General features: G+C 64.2%; 19 protein-coding genes and 1 riboswitch. Of the genes, 17 read left to right on the top strand and 2 right to left on the bottom strand.

The window, feature by feature from the left end:
- Window positions 1–44 precede the first annotated feature (44 nt).
- Genes hisI through ACWCOO_RS09205 form a run of 13 tightly spaced genes read left to right on the top strand, consistent with a single transcriptional unit; the run spans window position 45 to window position 13,073 of the window.
- Window positions 45–515 carry a phosphoribosyl-AMP cyclohydrolase gene (gene hisI, locus ACWCOO_RS09265; protein WP_446830702.1) on the top strand — a complete coding sequence of 157 codons (471 nt, stop codon included), beginning with the start codon at window positions 45–47 and terminating at the stop codon, window positions 513–515.
- A complete protein-coding gene (locus ACWCOO_RS09260; protein WP_446830701.1) occupies window positions 512–946 on the top strand; it encodes a SufE family protein in 435 nt (144 codons plus the stop codon). Before hisI ends, ACWCOO_RS09260 begins: the two co-directional genes overlap by 4 nt.
- A gap of 5 nt (window positions 947–951) precedes the next feature.
- Window positions 952–1,221, top strand: a complete 270-nt coding sequence (gene yidD, locus ACWCOO_RS09255) for a membrane protein insertion efficiency factor YidD (protein WP_446830700.1) — start codon at window positions 952–954, stop codon at window positions 1,219–1,221.
- Entirely contained in the window at window positions 1,218–1,502 is a 285-nt protein-coding gene (locus tag ACWCOO_RS09250) for a Trm112 family protein (RefSeq protein WP_446830699.1), read from the top strand. Before yidD ends, ACWCOO_RS09250 begins: the two co-directional genes overlap by 4 nt.
- A gap of 35 nt (window positions 1,503–1,537) precedes the next feature.
- Window positions 1,538–2,518 carry a DNA polymerase III subunit delta gene (holA, locus tag ACWCOO_RS09245; protein WP_446830698.1) on the top strand — a complete coding sequence of 327 codons (981 nt, stop codon included), beginning with the start codon at window positions 1,538–1,540 and terminating at the stop codon, window positions 2,516–2,518.
- Window positions 2,515–3,168 (top strand): nicotinate-nucleotide adenylyltransferase, encoded by a 654-nt coding sequence (gene nadD / locus ACWCOO_RS09240; RefSeq protein ID WP_446830697.1) that lies wholly within the window; start codon window positions 2,515–2,517, stop codon window positions 3,166–3,168. The genes holA and nadD overlap by 4 nt, the downstream gene beginning before the upstream one ends.
- Window positions 3,165–3,518 (top strand): ribosome silencing factor, encoded by a 354-nt coding sequence (rsfS, locus tag ACWCOO_RS09235; RefSeq protein ID WP_446830696.1) that lies wholly within the window; start codon window positions 3,165–3,167, stop codon window positions 3,516–3,518. Before nadD ends, rsfS begins: the two co-directional genes overlap by 4 nt.
- Window positions 3,519–3,535: 17 nt before the next feature.
- On the top strand, window positions 3,536–7,543 hold the full coding sequence (locus ACWCOO_RS09230; protein ID WP_446830695.1) for a YhdP family phospholipid transporter: 4,008 nt from the start codon (window positions 3,536–3,538) through the stop codon (window positions 7,541–7,543).
- Window positions 7,540–8,373 (top strand): carbon-nitrogen hydrolase family protein, encoded by an 834-nt coding sequence (locus ACWCOO_RS09225; RefSeq protein ID WP_446830694.1) that lies wholly within the window; start codon window positions 7,540–7,542, stop codon window positions 8,371–8,373. Before ACWCOO_RS09230 ends, ACWCOO_RS09225 begins: the two co-directional genes overlap by 4 nt.
- Window positions 8,374–8,424: 51 nt before the next feature.
- Window positions 8,425–9,900: a metalloprotease TldD gene (gene tldD, locus ACWCOO_RS09220; RefSeq protein ID WP_446830693.1), complete on the top strand. Its 1,476-nt coding sequence runs from the start codon at window positions 8,425–8,427 to the stop codon at window positions 9,898–9,900.
- Window positions 9,901–9,944: 44 nt separating this feature from the next.
- Entirely contained in the window at window positions 9,945–10,433 is a 489-nt protein-coding gene (purE, locus tag ACWCOO_RS09215) for a 5-(carboxyamino)imidazole ribonucleotide mutase (protein ID WP_446830692.1), read from the top strand.
- Entirely contained in the window at window positions 10,420–11,739 is a 1,320-nt protein-coding gene (gene pmbA / locus ACWCOO_RS09210) for a metalloprotease PmbA (RefSeq protein WP_446830691.1), read from the top strand. The genes purE and pmbA overlap by 14 nt, the downstream gene beginning before the upstream one ends.
- 53 nt (window positions 11,740–11,792) lie before the next feature.
- Window positions 11,793–13,073, top strand: coding sequence for a bifunctional folylpolyglutamate synthase/dihydrofolate synthase (locus ACWCOO_RS09205; protein ID WP_446830690.1), 1,281 nt, complete (start codon window positions 11,793–11,795; stop codon window positions 13,071–13,073).
- A gap of 7 nt (window positions 13,074–13,080) precedes the next feature.
- On the opposite strand, the gene ACWCOO_RS09200 is transcribed toward ACWCOO_RS09205, so the two are convergent.
- Window positions 13,081–13,953 carry an amidohydrolase family protein gene (locus ACWCOO_RS09200; RefSeq protein ID WP_446830689.1) on the bottom strand — a complete coding sequence of 291 codons (873 nt, stop codon included), beginning with the start codon at window positions 13,951–13,953 and terminating at the stop codon, window positions 13,081–13,083.
- A 122-nt stretch (window positions 13,954–14,075) separates the two neighbouring features.
- Window positions 14,076–14,179: riboswitch (TPP riboswitch) on the top strand.
- On the opposite strand from ACWCOO_RS09200, the gene ACWCOO_RS09195 reads away from it, so the two are divergent.
- The 4 genes from ACWCOO_RS09195 (at window position 14,168) to ACWCOO_RS09180 (ending at window position 18,115) form a co-directional block, all read left to right on the top strand.
- Window positions 14,168–16,378: a TonB-dependent receptor gene (locus tag ACWCOO_RS09195; RefSeq protein ID WP_446830688.1), complete on the top strand. Its 2,211-nt coding sequence runs from the start codon at window positions 14,168–14,170 to the stop codon at window positions 16,376–16,378. It overlaps the preceding riboswitch by 12 nt.
- Before the next feature lie 10 nt (window positions 16,379–16,388).
- Window positions 16,389–16,658, top strand: coding sequence for a YkoF family thiamine/hydroxymethylpyrimidine-binding protein (locus tag ACWCOO_RS09190; protein WP_446830687.1), 270 nt, complete (start codon window positions 16,389–16,391; stop codon window positions 16,656–16,658).
- Window positions 16,659–16,661: 3 nt separating this feature from the next.
- Window positions 16,662–17,231 (top strand): nicotinamide riboside transporter PnuC, encoded by a 570-nt coding sequence (gene pnuC / locus ACWCOO_RS09185; RefSeq protein ID WP_446830686.1) that lies wholly within the window; start codon window positions 16,662–16,664, stop codon window positions 17,229–17,231.
- Entirely contained in the window at window positions 17,228–18,115 is an 888-nt protein-coding gene (locus ACWCOO_RS09180) for a phosphotransferase (RefSeq protein ID WP_446830685.1), read from the top strand. Before pnuC ends, ACWCOO_RS09180 begins: the two co-directional genes overlap by 4 nt.
- On the opposite strand, the gene ACWCOO_RS09175 is transcribed toward ACWCOO_RS09180, so the two are convergent.
- Window positions 18,048–18,662, bottom strand: coding sequence for a coiled-coil domain-containing protein (locus ACWCOO_RS09175; RefSeq protein WP_446830684.1), 615 nt, complete (start codon window positions 18,660–18,662; stop codon window positions 18,048–18,050). The two genes, ACWCOO_RS09180 and ACWCOO_RS09175, sit on opposite strands and share 68 nt — an antisense overlap.
- Between the last annotated feature and the right edge of the window lie 25 nt (window positions 18,663–18,687).

Genomic DNA, 18,687 nt, shown 5'->3' with positions numbered 1-18,687 from the left:
GAGCGAGCTGCCCGAACAAGCGCACACGGCGCTATGATTAGCGCATGAGCGATATGTTTGCGCCGCGGCGGTCGGTAGCGCAGGTTGAAGAGGGCTCGGAACTTGCGCCGAAATTCGACGACCAGGGTCTGATTCCCGCAGTGGTCACGGACCACTCCAGCGGGGAACTCCTGATGCATGCCTATATGAACAGGACGGCCCTGAAATTGACCATAAGCACGGGCGATGCGCATTACTACAGCCGCAGCAGGCAAAAACTGTGGCGCAAGGGAGACACCAGTGGTCTTGTCCAGAAAGTGCGCGAGTTGCTGATCGACGACGATCAGGATTGCGTCTGGCTGCGCGTGGACGTGGCAGGCGGTGCGAGTTGCCACGTCGGTTACCGCTCCTGCTTTTATCGCCGCGTGCCGCTGGACGCGGGCGAGGGACAAATGAAACTGCAATTTACCGGCGGCGGCAAGGTCTTCGACCCGGAACAGGTATACGCAGGGCAGGAAAACCCGACCCGATTGTGAGCATAGATCAGCCGTCCCACGCCAGCCTGCGGGACGCCCAGGAGGAGGTGCTCGAAGAGCTGGAGTTCTTCGATAGCTGGATGGAACGCTACCAGCACATCATTGAAATGGGTCGCAACGCGCCGGAATTTCCCGACGAGTGGCGGATTGAGGACAATCGGCTGCACGGGTGCCAATCGCAAGTGTGGCTCAAGTCCTGGCAGGAAGGTGGCCGGCTGTTTTTCCGCGCGGTCAGCGACTCCGCGATTGTTTCCGGTTTGGCAGCCATCCTGATGCGCGTCTATAGCGGCCGCCCGCCTCGGGAGATCGCTGAGGCTCGGCCCGAATTCATCGCGGGCGCTGGTCTTGACCGGCACCTGAGTCCAACACGGAGCAATGGCTTGCACTCCATGGTGGACCAGATCCGCGGGCTGGCCTTGAAGTGTCTCTAACCTCTATGGCTCACCAGACTGCGGCGCTTGTGAAATTCATTGCAATCAAGTTGATACGGGCTTATCAGCTCTGCATTTCGCCGTATCTGGGGCCTCGCTGCCGCTTTCAGCCTACCTGTTCGCAGTATGCGTTGGAGGCCATTGAAGTCCATGGCCTGTTGCGTGGAATCGGTATGTCCGCGCGCCGCCTGCTGCGTTGCCATCCGTTGGGGCCGTCCGGGTGGGATCCGATTCCGCAACCTGATGCGGAAGTCGATCGCGCGCCTTCGCGGTGATCGCTTTGGACGAGCGCTTTCTGTCGCTATTGCGATGCCCGAGGACCGGCGGCCAACTCACGCCGGCCAGCGCAGCCACGCTGGAGAAACTCAACGACTCCGTTCGCGCCGGCAAGCTCGAAAATGCCTCGGGCTGCAAGGTGGAGCAGACTATGGAAGCAGCACTGGCGTCCGCTTGCGGGCGCTGGCTGTATCCGGTTCGGGACGGGATACCCGTGCTGCTTGCTGATCAGGCCTTGGACCAGGACCGCACGCAAGCGCAGGATCAGCAGTGCGACTGACCTGCAAGGAACTTCCAGCTGCCCTCGAGAGAGGCTTGGCTCCACTCTATCTCCTTTCGGGCGCGGAACCCCTGTTGCTCGACGAAGCGCTGGACCAGATCCGCGCCGCGGCCCGCAAGGCTGGTTTTGCCGAACGCGCACTGCACGTAGCCGATGCGCGCTACAACTGGCGCGAACTTGAGGCCGATGTACGCAGCCGGTCGCTGTTTGCCAGCCAGCGCATGGTGGAAGTTCGCCTCGCCAGCGGCAAGCCCGGCGTCGCGGGCGCCAAGGCGCTAAAACAATTGGCGGACGCGCCCTCCAGGGAAACCCTGATTATCGTGATTGCCGCCGGGCTTGAGCGCAGCGCCCGGAAGAGTGCCTGGGTGCGCGCACTGGAGACCGCCGGAGCCTGGATCGACGCTCCGGTTCTTTCGGCGGCCGAGCATCGGGCCTGGATAAGGCAACGTCTCGCAAACGAGCAATTCGAGGCCGAAGACAAGGCCTTGGCCCTGCTCGCTGAGCGCACCGAAGGCAACCTGCTTTCGGCGCGCCAGCAGATCGACAAGCTGGCGCTGACGCACGAGCGGGGCCCGCTGGGAGCGGAGGCGGTGATGCGGGCGATTTCCGATGCCAGCCGCTTCGACGTGTTTCAGCTCGGTTCCGCAGCCTTGGGTCAGGACTTGCGCCGCACCGCCCGCATCCTCGCCGGCCTGAAGCGCGAAATGGCGCCACTGACGCTGATCCTTTGGGTGCTGGTGCGCGACATTACAACGCTTGCCGACTTGCACTGGCGCACTTCGCGTGGTGACAGTTTGCCCTCCGCCATGAGCGCCTTGTCCGTCTGGTCCAGCCGCAAGGCGGAGTTCCGTGCAGCCCTGAAGCGCCACGGCGCCCGCTCCATCGGCGGTTTGCTGCGGGGATCGGCCAGGGCGGATCAGGTAATCAAGGGCGCCAGAACAGGCGAGCCCTGGTCGGTGTTGGAACAGCTTGTCTTCGCATTGGCTGCACCGCACCGCATGGGGGGCACGCCATGAGCGAATTCGTCGCCCTCGGCCTTATGGGGGGCTGCTTCGATCCCGTTCACAAGGGGCACTTCGCGCTGGCCCGCCAACTGGCTGAGGCGGCCGAACTCACCGAGGTACGTTTCGTCATTGCCGCCTCGCCGCCGCATCGGCCGGCACTGGTGGCGCCGGCGGCATTGCGCTGCCGCATGCTGGCCGCGGCAATTGCGGACTTTCCGGAGTTTTCGGTTGAAGATTGCGAACTGGAGCCGTCGGGTCCGCGCTTTACGGTTGACACGCTTGGGGTATTGCGTCGCCGTAATCCGGGACGGGCGCTTTGCTGGATGATGGGATTCGATTCCTTTCTTACTCTCCCGCGCTGGCGGAACTGGCGCGAGCTTTTTGGTCTTGCGCATGTCTTGGTGGGCGCGCGCGCCGGCCATGAGGGCAGTCTGCCCGCGCCGCTCAAGGAAGAACTTGAGGCGCGTTCCCTTGACGAGCTTTCGGAACTGCGGACAAACCGGGCAGGCCGCATCATGCTATGCCGGCAACCGGTAGCGGAGGTTTCTTCCAGCCGGGTGCGGGAGGTGGCCCGTGCAGGCCGCATGCCCCACGATCTGATTCCAGCGCCGGTGGCCCGGATAATCCGCGAGTCGGGCGCGTACGCCGGAGGCGACAGATGAGCGCCGACCCGCTGCGGGCGTTGTCCCAGAGCGTGCTGGAGGAGTTGCAGGCCGACGATGTGCGCTGGCTTGATGTCCGCGCGCAGACCGCGGTGACCGATTGCATGGTGATTGCCACGGGCCGCAATGCGCGCCACGTAAAGGCGCTGGCCGACCGCTTGGTCGAGCGCGGCAAGAAGGCGGGACACCCGGTCGTGGGGGTGGAAGGATTGCAATGGTGCGACTGGGTGCTTATAGACTTCGGCGCCCTTGTCATACATCTGATGCGCCGCGAAACGCGCGATTTCTACAAGCTGGAGGACTTGTGGGAGTTTGACAGCGCGGCGTCGCATAGCGTCAACAGCCCCTAGCTGAAATGCCGCGCGCAGTGACGAAGACTTTGCGCTGGACGCTTGGTTTTGTGGGCGTGTGCCTGCTGATCATTGCGCTGCTGCTCGGCGCCTTGCGCGTGCTGTTGCCGCTTACGCCCGCATTTCAGGAAGAAATTGCGGAGTGGACCAGCGAGAGTTTCGGCTATCCGGTCGAGTTTGCACGCATTGAGCCTTCCTGGGGCTTGACCGGTCCGGAGTTTCGGCTGCGCGGCGTACGTGTAATGTCCAAGCGAGGCGGCGGCCCGCTCTTGCTGGCGGACGAGATCATGGTTGGACTGAATCTCTGGAGATTGCTGCCCGGGCGCGGCTTCACTTTTGACCGCATGTCGATTGCAGGCGCCAGCCTTTCTCTTGAACGGCGGGGACCGGGAACCTTTTCCATCCAGGGACGCGACCCGGCGTATTACGCGGGCGGACCCGCGCGCATGCTGGCTTTTGTGCCTGCCGATATCCAGGTGCGGGACATCTGGGTCGAGTATGTGGAATCCGACCGCGGTGTGCGCGAGAACCTTTGGCTGGAGCGGCTTGCGGTGAAGATCACCAAAGGGCGCATTGTGCTGGATGGTCGCATCGTGCTGCCGGAGGAGTACGGCGAATGGCTGGGCTTGGGCGCCGACATCGACTTGGGGCAGTGGAATCGCGCGCTTGCACCCTCGGGCGCGTGGCGGTTGCGCCTGGAAGGTCGCGGGGTGCATCTTGGGAAGATGCGCGAACTGGTGGCCGAAGCATCCGCGCTGCCTATGCTGGGCAGAGGTGATTTCAGCGTCTTTATGGACCTGATGGACGCCGATGTCGATAACTTCTTCGGCGAACTGGATATTGCCGGCCTGCAGATACTCGAAGGCGCGGCTGATCACGCTTTCGACAACGTGGCCGGCCAGTTCGAGTGGCACCGTGAGGGGCGCGAATACACTCTGAGCGCCGCGCGCGTGCGGATCGCCCGCGCCGGAAAAGTCTGGGCGGATACCGAACTCAGCGCACGCTGGTCGGTTGGCGACCAGGGCCAGTTGACCGGCCTGCGGTTGGAATCCGGCTTCGCGCGACTTGAAGATGTGGTGTCCCCACTGCGGGGCCTGGCATCGCGCGCCGGCATTGCCACGCCTCTGCTGCCGGTGGCCGGAGATGTCAGCAACCTGATTCTGAATTGGCCGCGCGTGGGCGTTGAACTGCCGGAAGTCGAGATGGACTTCAGCGGACTGGACCTGGACTGGACTGGTCGTGGACTCAAGGTGGGTGGTCTGTCCGGCCGCCTGCGGCACCAGGGCGAGTCCGGTAGCGCAAGTATTGCGATTTCGGACGGTGGCAGCCTTCAGGCGCCGTGGCTGGAGGAATCGGCGAGCATAGGGGAGTTGCAAGCTGAGTTGAGTTGGAGCAAGGCCATGGATGCCTGGCTCCTGGAAGGAAACAACTTGCGCTTGGGCGCAGACGGTCTGGACTGGGCCGGCAGGTTTTCGCTTTCCCTGCCATCCGGGGATGACTCTCCGGTACTCGACCTGAGCGGCAGCGGGGAGAACATCGAAGACATTCCCGCCGTGTTGCGCACCTTGCCCTGGAAGAACACTCCGGGGCTTCCCTTCGGTTGGCTCGGCAAGGCGCTGCATGCCGGTCGCGGCACCGGCTGGAACCTGCTGCTGAGTGGCCCGCTTCGCACTTTCCCCTTCGGCGGCAGCGTGCTGCGCCTGGAAATGGATTTCCGGGATGCAGTGCTGACGCTGCACGAGGACTGGCCGGACGCCCGGGATCTGAGCGGCCGAATGGTGCTGAATGGTCCTGCCCTGGTCATTCTTGACGGGGAGGCCAATCTGGCTGGCGTCCGATGGCGTGACCTGAGTGTGGAAGTTGCCGATCTGACGCGCGCCGTCGTCGAAGTGAGCGCTGTCAGCGCCGACCCGGTGCCGCGGTTGGTGCAAGGCCTGTCGCGTATTCCGGTGTCAGACCGGATTTATCCTGCGCTGCTGCAAGCCGAAACCTCCGGCGCGGCGGCTACCCGCTTCGATTTTCGCTTGCCGATCGCCAACCGCGGGGCCTGGTGGATGAACGCAGAAACAGTTCTGAATGATGCCGGGATCCGCCTCAACGAATTTACGCCCCCGGTTGCGCGTTTGCGGGGGACGATGACCGTCAGCCGCGATGGCTTGCTGGCCGAAGACCTTCGGGGTCAATTTGTTGGCGAACCCGTAGCGATTCGCGTGGCCAAGGCGCCACAGGAAGCGGAGGGTTATGGCTATCGGCTGGAGCTGAATGGCGCCGCCTCCGCCAACACCTTGCGCAGCCTGTTCGATTGCTGTGCGCTGGATCGTTTGTCGGGCGACTTCGCCTGGTCGGCCGAGGTGCTGGTGCCGTCGACGGATTCCGAGGTTGTTCGTCCCGTGACTGCTCGCTTGCAGACAGATCTGCATGGATTTTCCAGCGCGTTTCCGCATCCCTTGGACAAGGCGGCGGACGAGCTCGGACCCACGGAGCTGGTTTTGCAGTGGGGGACGCAACAGCCGCCCCGGCTTGCCGGGCGTCTGGGCCTCGGGCTGGGGCCCGGCGTCGTCACGGAGTTCATGGATCAGGGCGAAGGTTGGCGTGTGCACAAGGGTCGCTTGCATTTTGGAGAAAGGCAGCCGCAATTGCCGGCTGTCGCAGGCCTTGTCGTGGACGGCGAACTCGATTGGTTGCGGCCCGGGGCATGGGCGAGCGTGTTTGGCGGCGAAACGGAGTCCATTGGCTTGCCGTGGGAGATAGACCTCGGAGTCGGCGCGGTCTACGCCATGTCCAGCGAGTTGAGGGATCAGCGGCTATGGGTTCGGCCGCGCATTGACGGCTGGCAAGTTGAGCTCAAGGGGGAGTTCGCCGATGGCCGGATTTTCTGGCCACGTTCCGGCGCCGAAAGCGCGCAGCTTCTCGCCGACATCAACCGGCTGCGCTTGGTGCATCCCGACCCGCAACCGCCGGAAGCTGCCGACCCGCGCCTTTTGCCAGCAGGAACGCTGCTGGTGGACGATCTCGAAATCGGCAAGCTGCGCTTGGGGGAAGTGCGCGCCCGCTACCAGAAAACAGCGGGCGGGTTGGGCGTGAACTGGTTTCAGACTCAATCGCGGACGTTTTCTTCCGAGGGCAGTGCGGCCTGGCTGGTGGCCGACGAAGCCGGCAAGCAGCACTTGGGTCGACTGGACATTGAAATGCGGAGTTCGGACGTGGCGGCGTCGCTGGAGCAACTCGGCTACGCCCGCGGGATATCCGGCGATCGTGGCACCTTGGCGCTTTCCGCGAGCTGGGAAGGCCCGCCCGCCGGAGACTTCCTGACGCGGGCCAACGGCACGGTCAGCTTGGAAGTGGAGGCCGGCGATGTGCCGGCGCTGGATCCGGGTGGCGGCCGCATGCTGGGCGTGCTGAGCCTTGCCCGGCTGCCGCGGAGGTTGGCGCTGGATTTTCGCGAGATAACCGAAGAGGGGCTGCCATTCGACCGGCTGGCCGGCGACTTCAGCCTGCGCGACGGTCAGGCTTATACCTGCAATATGGGTCTGCAGGGAGCCGTGGCAGGACTGGCGCTCTTCGGCCGCACGGGCTTGCAGGATCGCAGCTACGATCAGGTCGCCGTCGTATCTCCGAATCTGCCGGACTTGCTGTCGCTGGGTGGCGTGATTATCGGCGGCACGGGACTGGGCGCGACCATGCTGCTCCTCTCCCAGGCCTTCCGGGAGCCTCTGCAGGCCGTTTCCGCGAACTATTACCGGGTTAGCGGAAGCTGGGACGACCCGGACGTGAACAGGGTTCTGCGCGAAGATATTGACCTGGAGGCGTTTGGAGACTGCGCGCGCTATCTGGAGGAACAGCTGGTCGGTATGCCGGATATCGATTGGGATGCCCTTCTGACCCAGACGGAAGAAGAGCTACCTGCGGAAGTCGGCGAACCGGAAACGGATGCGCCGCTTCCTGCATTGGACCCCGCAGCGGGGCAGGAGCCCCCCGCGCCCGCCGCGGACTCGGACTCGCAAACCGCAGCCAATACGCCATGAGTACCGTCGCAGTAATCCAGATGTGTTCGGGCGACGACCCCGCCGCCAACCTCAGACTGGCGGCCTCGCTGCTGCGCTCGGCGGCGGACCGTGGTGCTGCCCTGGCTGTGTTGCCGGAGAATTTCGCCCTTATGTCCAGGGACGCGGAACGCCAGCGGGCCGCGCATGCCGAGGAGCCCGGTTCGGGGCCCTGGCAGGAATTCGCCGCGGAGCAGGCCCAGCGTCTCGGATTGTGGATCGTGGCCGGCACCATCCCGATGCGCTCGAACGACCCCAAGCGACCAAGTTCGGCCTGCTGCCTGTTTGATGGCGCCGGCGCGATGGTGGCTCGCTACGACAAGATGCACCTGTTCGACGTGTCGGTGCCGGGCCGCGCCGAGTCCTACCGCGAATCAGCCAACACCATGCCCGGGCAAGAGCCGGTGGTGGTCGATACGCCCTTCGGCCGACTGGGATTCGCCGTCTGTTACGACCTGCGCTTCCCGGAACTGTTTCGCGCCATGAGCGAGCGCGGCGCTGAAATGATTGCTTTGCCTGCCGCCTTTACGCGCGCCACCGGCGAAGCGCACTGGCGCGTACTGATTCGTGCGCGCGCAGTTGAGAACCTATGCTACGTGCTTGCTTCGGCGCAGTTCGGCAGCCATCCTGGCGGCCGCGAAACCTATGGGTACTCGATGCTCGTGGAGCCTTGGGGCCAGGTGGTCGAGGAGCAGAGCGAAGGCGATGCCGCGCTCTGCCATGAAATCGCCCTCGACAAGCTTGAGCGCTTGCGCGCCGGCTTCCCGGCGCTGGATCATCGTCGTCGTCGATTGGCCGGGCCGCCGGTTTGAGCGTCAGCCCTTGACCTCGGCCGCCAATTCCTCTGAAATCCACGCTTCGCCATGACCGCTGTCCCCGATCCGTCCACTTATGCCCCCCGCGGCAAATCCGTTGAACTGGCCCGCACCAGCCTGCTGGAACCGGCCGAGCTGAACGAGCGGCGGCTGGATGGTGCGCTGGCCGCCCTTATGCGGCCTGGCGTGGACTGGGGCGATCTGTATTTCTCGGAGTATTCCAGCGAGTCGTGGGTGCTGGAAGACGGCATCGTCAAGACCGCCAGCCATGACCGGGGACGGGGCATGAGCGCGCGCGCCGTGAGCGGCGAGAAATCCGGCTTTGCCTACTGCGACGAAATGGACCCCTCCACCTTGCTCGAGGCCGCCAAGACCGCGGGTGCCATCGCCCGCGGCGGCAACCGCGGTCAGGTCATGGTGCGTCGCGCAGGTTCCAGCCGCGCGCTCTACGCGCCGGGCGACCCGGCAGCCGAATTCTCCGACCCGGACAAGGTGGAACTGCTGCATACCCTTGATCGCGAGGCACGCGCCGCCGACCCCCGCGTACGCCAGGTCATTGCCAATCTTTCCATGGGGCGGGAACTGATCCTCGTTTGTTCTTCCGACGGGCGCCTGGCAGCGGACGACCGGCCGCTGGTGCGGCTGGGCGTGACCGTGCTCCTCGAACAGCATGGCGAAGTGCGCCACGGCGTGGCGGGTTGGGGCGGGCGGCTGCCGCTGGCGGAACTGTTCAATGCGGACCAAGCGCGCGAATACGCGCGCGACGCGGCGCGGCAGGCGGCCGTGAACCTTGATGCACGCCCGGCGCCGGCCGGCGAGGAGATCGTGGTTCTTGGTCCCGGCTGGCCGGGAGTGCTTTTGCATGAAGCGGTCGGGCATGGTCTGGAGGGCGACTTCAACCGCAAGGGCGTGTCGGCTTTCGCAGGCCGCGTCGGCGAGGCAGTAGCCAGCGCGCAATGCACGGTAGTGGATGACGGCAGCCTTCCCGGCCGCCGCGGTTCGCTGGAAATGGACGACGAAGGCACGCCTACCGGGCGCACTGTGCTGATCGAAAATGGAGTGCTGGCAGGCTACATGCAGGATCGGCTGAACGCGCAACTGATGGGCGTCGAGCCGACCGGAAACGGCCGCCGCGAGTCCTATGCCTGCCTGCCCATGCCGCGCATGACCAACACCTTCCTGATGCCGGGTCCGCATGATCCCGAAGAGATTTTGCAGTCGGTGAAGAAGGGCGTTTACGCGAAAAACTTCGGCGGCGGCCAGGTGGACATCACTTCCGGCAAATTCGTGTTTTCGGCCAGCGAAGCCTATCGGATCGAGAACGGCAAGGTAGGCGCTCCGCTGCGCGATGCGACCCTGATTGGCGATGGTCCAAGCATAATGAAGCGCGTGTCCATGGTGGGCAGCGACCTGGCGCTGGATCGGGGCATTGGCGTGTGCGGCAAGGACGGTCAGAGCGTGCCGGTAGGCGTCGGCATGCCCACGATTCGCGTTGATGGCGTCACGGTGGGAGGCACCGCCTGAATCCCGCAAAACCTGTAAAAAAGCTAGCGCAAAAGGAGCGATAGATGAGCAAGAAGGTGGCCATTCTGATGGGGTCGCATTCCGACTGGAAGATCATGGAACACTCAGCCGTTACGCTGGACAAGCTGGGGATCGCCTGGGAAGCGCGCGCGCTTTCCGCACACCGCGCCCCCAAACTGCTCGCCGAGTACATCGAGCAGGCGGAAGACAACGACATCGCGGTCATCATCGCCGGAGCCGGACTGGCTGCCGCGCTGCCCGGAACAGCCGCGGCGCTAACCTCATTGCCGGTTCTTGGCGTGCCGCTGGCCACCGCTGCATTTGGAGGCGCCGACGCGATGCTGTCGATGGCCCAGATGCCTGCCGGCGTACCCGTGGGCACGCTCGGAGTGGGCCGCCATGGGGCCGTCAACGCCGCACTTCTGGCGACTGCCATCCTCGCGATAGGCGACGCAGACGCGCGCACCGCTTTGAAGGCACACCGCGAAGCTCAGACCGCGGAGGCCGCGCGCAACAGCGATGTTGCCGGATGATCTGCGCGAGCGCGTAGCCGATGCGCTGACGCGCGCCCGCAAAGGCGGGGCTAGCCAGGCTGAGGCTTCGGCATCCAGCGACACGGGACTTACGGTGCGTGTGCGCATGCGCTCCGTAGAGACCTTGGAGAGCCACCAGGGCCATTCGCTGGATGTGACCGTCTACCGCGGAAAGCGCAGCGGTTCAGCCAGCACCTCCGACTTGTCTCTGCAAGCCGTGCGCGAGACCGTCGATAAGGCTCTTAGCCTTGCTCGCTTCGCTGCCGAAGACGAGTTCGCGGGGCTGGCAGACGCGGATCGCATGGCCACGGAATTTCCGCAACTGGATCTTTATCATCCCTGGGGAATGGAGGCGGAACAAGGCATTGAGTTGGCGCTGGAATGCGAAGCGGCGGCGCTCGACGCCGATTCCAGGATCAGCAATTCCGAAGGGGCGGGCGTGAACAGTGGCGAATCCAGTTTCGCTTATGGAAATTCACACGGTTTTCTTCAGTCCGGGAGCTCCAGCAGGCACAGCATTTCCTGCCTGGTGCTGAGCGAGCAGAACGGCCGTATGGAAAGCGACTACGACTATTCCGTTGCCCGGGCGCCGGAAGAACTGGCTCCCGCCAAGCAAGTGGGAGAGAGTGCCGCAGCGAATACGCTACGGCGACTCGGCGCCCGCAAGATCAGGAGTACCCGGGCGCCGGTCGTGTTTGCGCCCCGGGTGGCGCGCAGCCTGATAGGGCATTTCTGTGCGGCGGTTAGCGGTTCCGCTCTCTACAATCGTGCCAGCTTTCTGCTCGACAGCCTGGGCAAGCCCGTGTTCGCCGATTGCGTCAACCTGGCGGAACTACCGCACCTGCCGCGCGGCATGGCCAGCCGTGCCTACGACGCCGAGGGCGTGGCTACTGCTAGCCGCGAAGTGATAGACAACGGCGTGCTGAACGGCTATTTCCTCGGCAGTTACTCAGCGCGCAAGCTCGGCATGGAGAGCACCGGCAATGCCGGCGGCGCACACAATCTGCTCCTGCAAAGCAGTGGTCAGTCGCTGGAGGAGCTGCTGACGGAAATGGGCGAAGGGCTGGTGGTGACTGAACTGATGGGCCAGGGTGCAAACACGGTGACCGGCGACTACTCGCGCGGCGCGGCCGGCTACTGGGTGCAAGGTGGCGTCCCCGGGCATGCCGTGCACGAGATCACGATTGCCGGCAACCTGAAGGACATGTTTCGCGGCATTCGCGCCATCGGCAGCGACATCGACCGGCGCGGCAGAATACACGCCGGATCGATCCTCATCGATTCCCTGAGCATTGCCGGCGCCTGAGTCAAAGCAAACACGACTCCCCAATCTCGGGTCTCGGCGCGGATTGGTGCGATATGGGTGCTAAGCGTCTGGAAGGCTGGTTGCGCCATGCGGCGCGGCTGCATCCGAGCGACATCGATCTGGGTCTTGAGCGGGTGGCGCAAGTGCTTGGCAAGCTTGATCTCAGACCGCCTCCCGACCGTGTCGTGACGGTGGCCGGCACCAATGGCAAGGGAAGCACCGCAGCGCTGATCGGCGCTGCGCTGCGCTTGAGGGCAGGTTTGCATACGGCGTTGTACCTTTCGCCCTATCTGCAGCACTTCGGAGAGCGGGTGCAGAGCGGCGGTGCGTACGCCGACCCGGACAACTTGAGCCGCGAGTTTGAACGGGTGGAATCGGCGCGCGGCGACGTACGGCTCACCGAGTTCGAGTTCGTTACCCTCGCGGCCTTCAGCCTGTTCAGCCGGGAACACTGCGATGCCTGGGTTCTGGAAGTGGGGCTGGGCGGCAGGCTGGACGCAGTGAACGCGATCAACCCGGACGTGAGCGTGATCACGCGGATCGCCATGGATCACCAGGACTGGCTGGGGGATACGCTGGACTCGGTGGCCGCGGAGAAAGCCGGCATATTGCGTGCGGGACGCCCGGCGCTCTTTGGTGCGGGGGTGGCGCCGGGGCCGATCGCCAGCCGTGCGGCGGAACTCGGCGCGCCGCTCAGCCAGGCGGGCATCGATTTCGATTTCAGTCGGCGGGGCGAGCGCTGGGAGTGGCGCGGCAGCATCGCGCAACGCAAGGACCTGCCGATTGCCTACCCCGCCAATGCGGCCGAACTACAAAATGCCAGTCTGGCTTTTGCAGCACTGGAATGCCTCGATCCTGATTGGGTTCCCGATGCCGGCGACTACCTGGAGATCGCGCGCGCCGGACGCTTGCCTGGACGTTTCGAGCAGATGGAATGCGCCGGCGTGGAATGGGTGCTGGATGTCGCGCACAACCCGGATGCCGGGGAATGCTTGGCGAAAAGCCTCAAGGACCTGCCGGCGCGCCCCGCAATCTGGGTTTTGGGCATGCACCGCGACAAGGACGCAAGCGGGTTTATACGCACTCTGCCGCTTGCTGCGGATGACCAAGTGATCGTAACCCGGGCAGATTGGCCGGCCGTATATTCGACCGACGAACTGGCCGAGGCCGTGCGCCAGCGCCCACATGCGAAGTTGTGGCGCTGCGAGTCGCTGGCGGAGGCCTTGGAGCAGGCGGCGGCGCTGGCCGGCCCCGATTACCGTGTGGTGGCAACCGGCTCCTTCAACATTGCCGGGCCCGCGCGCGAATGGCTCCTGCGGAAAACGCGAAGTTGAGTGCGGATTACTCGATGCCGTAAATCTTGAGCACGTTGTCGCGCATCAGCTTGCGGCGCGCCTGCGGGCGCAGCTTCAGCGCGTCGATGTCATCGACGGTGCGTTCGAAATCCAGCACCGGGAAGTCGGTTCCGAAGATGACTTTGTCCTGGCCGAACGAGTTGATGTAGTGGCGGAAACTGTCCGGCCAGTACTTGGGCCGATGCGCGTCGCAGCCTATGAACACATTGTCGTGCTTCCACGACATGGCGATCATCTCTTCGTGCCAGGGAATGCCCACGTGAATGCCGATCAGTTTCAGCTCCGGGAAGTCGCAGGCCACGGCATCCAGCGCAATCGGGCGGCCCACGCTGCGGCGGGGCGCGTCCTTGGCGTAGATCATGGACTGGCCAACCTGCATCTGAATGGGCACGTCCAGTTCGCAACACTTGGCGTAGAACGGGTAGTAGCGGGCGTGGTCGGGCGGGAGTTCGAACCAGTGCGGGTAGAGGTGCGCGCCGACAAAGCCCATGTCCTTAACGGCTTCCTCAAACTTGCGAACGCCCTTCATGCCCTCTGTGGGGTCGATGCCGGCCAGTCCGCTAAAGCGGTCGGGATACTGTTCGCAGGCGCGGGCCACTACCTCGTAGGGCAGGTGATAGCAGCCCGGTAGCCCTACCTGACCCGTACGCGGCGCGATCAGGAACGCCCGCTCAATGCCGGCTGCATCCAGCCGTTCAAGCATCTGTTCCAGCGAAAGACCGGTCATCAAGGGGCTTTCCGCCTTCATCTTGCCGACGAAGAAATCCCCCTGCCAGCCGGGCCGATGCGAGAGGGCCTCCGGCGTCCAGATATTCACTACCGCGTCGATTGCTGCGTAATCGTGCGTGGGTTTGTTCATGCACTGTCTCCGCTCATCCCGCGGCAATTATCCTTCAAGCCGCGCTTCCGCAGCGCATCGTTTCAGCATGCTGCAATGCCGGCTATACTCAGGCTTGGCAGCTCAGAGCGACTCGCCAGGGCTGCCGGCCTGGGGGGCGGCATTCGGCCTGAGACCTCGTGCAGCGGGGAACCCCTTGAACCTGATCCGGTTAGCACCGGCGGAGGAACGAGGTATGCAGCAAATCCATTCTCGACATCTCTTCTGTGCGGCAGTCGCCTTGTGGGTGGCGGCGCTGGCTGCTGGTGCAGCGCCGCCCCTGATTTCCGGCGGCGTCGCCCACTTTGCGCAGCAGCCGGACGCTACCGTCAATGAGCGGCCATCGGCTCTGCGAAACATCGAAGATGCTCGAGAGTCCGGCATCCTTGAAGAGGTGGTGGTGACGGCCTCTCTGAAGGAGGTCCGCAGCGTGGATTTGCCCACCAGCGTTACGGTGCTCGATGCGCAAGCCATTCGCCGTTCGTCCGTGCAGCATTTCGAGGAACTGGCGCAGCTTGCTCCCAACCTGCATTGGGCCGGCGGTTCGTCGCGCGCGCGCTACTTTCAAATGCGCGGGATTGGCGAGCGCTCGCAATACGAAGGCGCTCCGAACCCGTCGGTGGGTTTCCTGCTGGATGACATCGACTTCTCCGCAATTGGCGGCATTGCGACTCGTTTCGACCTCGAGAGTGTGGAGATATTGCGCGGACCCCAGGGCACGCGATACGGCGCCAACGCGCTGGCCGGCCTGATTTACGCGCGTTCCCGCGAGCCTTCCCGGCAGCGGCAGGCGGAAGCCGAACTGTCCTTCGGCAACGACGATACCAGGGCAATGGGCGTGGCGCTCGGCGGTCCTCTGGGAACGACAGTGGCCGCGCGTATTTCCGCCCACCATTACCGTGCCGACGGATTCCGCGACAACGCCACGCTCGGCCGCGACGACACCAATTTGCGGGAGGAATTGAGCCTGCGGGCCAAGCTCAACCTGCAGCCTTCGGCGCGACTGGGTGTCAAGCTGACGCTGCTGCTTATCGATCTGGATAACGGCTACGACGGCTGGGCTATCGACAATAGCTTGACCACTTGGTCGGACCGTCCGGGGCGCGATTCGCAGGCATCTACGGGCGCTTCGCTAAGGGCGGACCTCGAACTTCCCAGCGGCCACAGCCTGGTGAGCATTACCGGCGCCGCCGTTTCGGACATCGAACACAGCTATGACGCGGATTGGGGAGAAGATGGCTACTGGTCCGAAATTGCCGGCTTTGCCTTGCGCTACGACTACGCTTCGCGCAACTTGCGCGAGCGTCGCGGGTTGAGCCAGGAACTGCGCTTGCTGTCGCCGGCGGATGGCGCGCTGGGCTACGTGCTGGGTGCGTGGTTCATGAACCTGGAAGAGGACAATGACCGCCTGGACACGGGCGTATACGCCGAGCCGGGCTATTCGCCAGGTCCCAGCGAAGAACGCTTTGCATCGCGCTACATGGCCGACAGCCTGGCGCTTTTCGGCGAGTTCACCCGACCGTTGGCGGGCGCTTGGGACGTGACGGCCGGACTGCGCTGGGAACAGCGCGACGCCAGCTACAGCGATTCCGCAGACGAGCGGTTTTCGCCGCAGGACCGCATGCTGGGCGGGCACCTCAGCCTGTCGCGCGCCGTTGGGGACCAAGCCAGGATCTATGCCCGTATCGCCCGGGGCTACAAGGCGGGCGGCTTCAATCTTGGTCTGGGCGGAGCAGGCTTGGGCAGCGGCGAACTGCTCTATGAGCCCGAGTTTCTTTGGAACTATGAGGCGGGCGTCAAAGGGCGGTGGCTGGACGGGCGGCTGCGCGGCGAACTGGCGGTCTTTCACTCCAGGCGCGTGGAGGTGCAGGTGGACGCCTCACGGCAATTGGACCCGCAAGACCCCAACACCTTCGTATTCTTCACCCGCAATGCGGGCCTGGGGAAAAACCGCGGCGTGGAGTTGAGCCTGGAGTTCGCCGCCTCCGATTCCTGGCGCCTGGCGGCGGCGCTGGGCCTGTTGGACACCGAGATCACCCGGTTTCCCGGTCGCGCCGAACTGGAGGGCCGCGCCCAACCGCATGCGCCGGCTTACGGCTACGCTCTGAGCGCTCGCTGGCGGAACCCCCAGGGCTGGTTCATTCACGGCGAACTGACGGGAAAGGACAGTTTTTATTTCTCCAGCAGCCACGACCGCAAGTCCCGGCCTTATGCGCTCGCCAATGCGCGGGCCGGTCGCGCCTGGGGCAACTGGGAAGCGTTCGCCTGGGTGCGCAACCTGTTCGACCAATACCATGCCGTGCGCGGGTTCTTCTTTTCCAATGTGCCGCCCGACTGGCCGGAACAGGAATTTCGCCAGCAGGGCGACCCAAGATACTTGGGCGTTACGATACGCCGCCAATTTTGAGGAACGGAACATGCGCATTACCGCGGAACTCAGCCTTTATCCATTGGACGGCGAAGATCCGGTGGCGCGGATCGTCCAGTTCATCGGGGATCTTCGGGATCAGCCGGGTCTGGAGCTGGTAACCAACCAGATGAGCACGCAGTTGCGCGGCGACATAGATGCCGTGCAGCAAGCGGTGAATGCCTGCATGAAGAAGGCCATGGAGTCGGGCGGCCTCATGGTCCTGGTCGCAAAGTACCTGAGCGCGGACATGCCGATCCAGTCCCTACCCCGGCTGTAACCCATGGAGGGCCTCGGCCTCATGCGGGTCCTGGAGATCCTGGCCGTAGCGCTGGGGCTTGTCTATGTAGTTCTCGCCATACGCCGCCATGTCGGCTGCTGGGTGGCCTCGTACCTGGCCTCCGGCTTGTTCGTCGTGGTGTTTCTGGACGCGGGCCTGATCTTTCAGCCTTGGCTGCAGATGTTCTACATGGCGATGGCCGTCTATGGCTTTGTCAAGTGGCGATCCGGCGCCAAGGCTCCGGCTCGTCTGGGCTATTGGGGATGGCGCCGCAACCTGGTCGCAGCTTCCGCGCTGGTGGCTGTTTCGGTGGCACTCACGCTCGTGGTTCGACCGTATAGCGATTCACCGTTGCTGTTTATCGACGTGGTCACCGCGTTGGGCGCGCCGATCGCCACCTTCATGCAGGCGCGAAAATACATCGGCAACTGGATCTGGTGGATTGCCCTGGACAGCATCTATGTGGTGCTGTACGTCGAACGTGGCCTTTACTTCACAGCCGCACTCTACTTGTTGTACTTAGTTCTGGCGTGGCTAGGATACCGAAGCTGGCAGAAGGCCCACACCACATGAAAGCCGGCTTGCGCCTCGCGGAGTATTCGGAGCTCAGGGGCTTGAAGCTGATCCGTCGGCTTGCGGGTGGGGGAGGCTGGAACCGCACCTGGCTGGCGGCGCGAGGAGAAGTGCGGCTGGTGGTGCGGTTGGACACTCCCGCGGTTGCCGCCCTAGGATTGAATCGAGCGGGGGAAATCGATGCCTTGCGCGTGGCCCAGCGACTTGGTCTGGGTCCGGAACTTGTGTTTTCCGATGTCCGCCGCGGTGTGCTCGTGACCCGATGGCTGCCGGGTCGGGCCTTGACGCGGGCCACCTTGCGTCGCCCGCGGATGCTGCGCTCCTTGGGTGCCATGTTGCGCCGTCTGCACGAGCAGACCGTTCCGGCGGGAATTGCTCCATTGAACCTGTCGCGCTCGTTTGATCACTATGTGCGGATGGCTGGCGGCGTCTGGGCCAGAAGAGCAGCGCGGCAGGCGCGGCAGTTTCTGCGCCGGGCGGCTGGTGGGGACAGGCAACCGACGCTGTGTCACAACGACCCGGTGGCGCAGAATATCCTCGTGTCCTGCACCACAAGTGCCTCAACTACCCCGCGGACATCTTGTCTGGCTGACGCCTCGTCATTGCGCTTGATCGATTGGGAATTCTCCGCCCCGGGTGATCCGCTGTTCGACCTTGCGGTTGTGATCGGTCATCACGCGCTCAACGCTGGCGAAGCCCGAACGTTGCTTGCCGCCGCCAGGGGCCGCGCACATCCTTCCGAACAACGCGCGCTGCAACAACTGGTGAGCGCTTATACGATGCTGCGCGTTGTCTGGGAAGCGGCCGCCGCGGCAGCTATGAACCGGTCAAGGCATAGAGCGCGAAACCCAATGTCATTCCCGCCAGCGACAAAATCAGCGTAGCCAGCACACCGCCCTGAATCCATAAGGCGCGATACAAGTCGCCCTTGGTCACCATGCGCTCCTCAACCTTGTCGAGCCGCGCTCTGAGCTCTGCGAAGCCCGCCCGCGTTTCGGCCCGGTGCTCCGCGATGTCCGCTTGTGCATCCGCGCGAACTCCCGCTACATCGCCCTTGATATCCCCTCGCAAACCAGCGAGTCCCTCTTGCGTTTCCGTCCGCAGTGCGGCGAGCCCTTCCAGCGTTTCCGTCCGCAGTGCGGCGAGTCCTTCCTGCGTTTCCGCTCGCAAACCTGCGAGTCCTTCCTGCGTTTCCGTCCGCAGTGCGGCGAGCCTTTCCAGCGTTTCCGTCCGCAGTGCGGCGAGGTCGTCCTTCGTGGCCATTCTTGTTTCGACCTGAAGCTTCAGCCACTCCAGGTCCCGGACGATTTGCGCTGTCAGACCGGTCGCCGCGGTCACAATGGCCACCATTGCCTCGGCTTGCTCGGGGGGACAGCCGGCCTGTTGAAGCTTGCGTATCGCGTCATGCGTATCGAATGAGACCTGTGGCATTTGTTTCCTCCTTGAATTTCCGTTC

This window comes from Candidatus Foliamicus sp., from assembly GCF_965221325.1.
In the GTDB taxonomy this organism is placed as follows: domain Bacteria; phylum Pseudomonadota; class Gammaproteobacteria; order Steroidobacterales; family Foliamicaceae; genus Foliamicus.
Note: the sequence above shows the minus strand (reverse complement) of the source record. Positions and strands in the feature narration are given on the sequence as shown.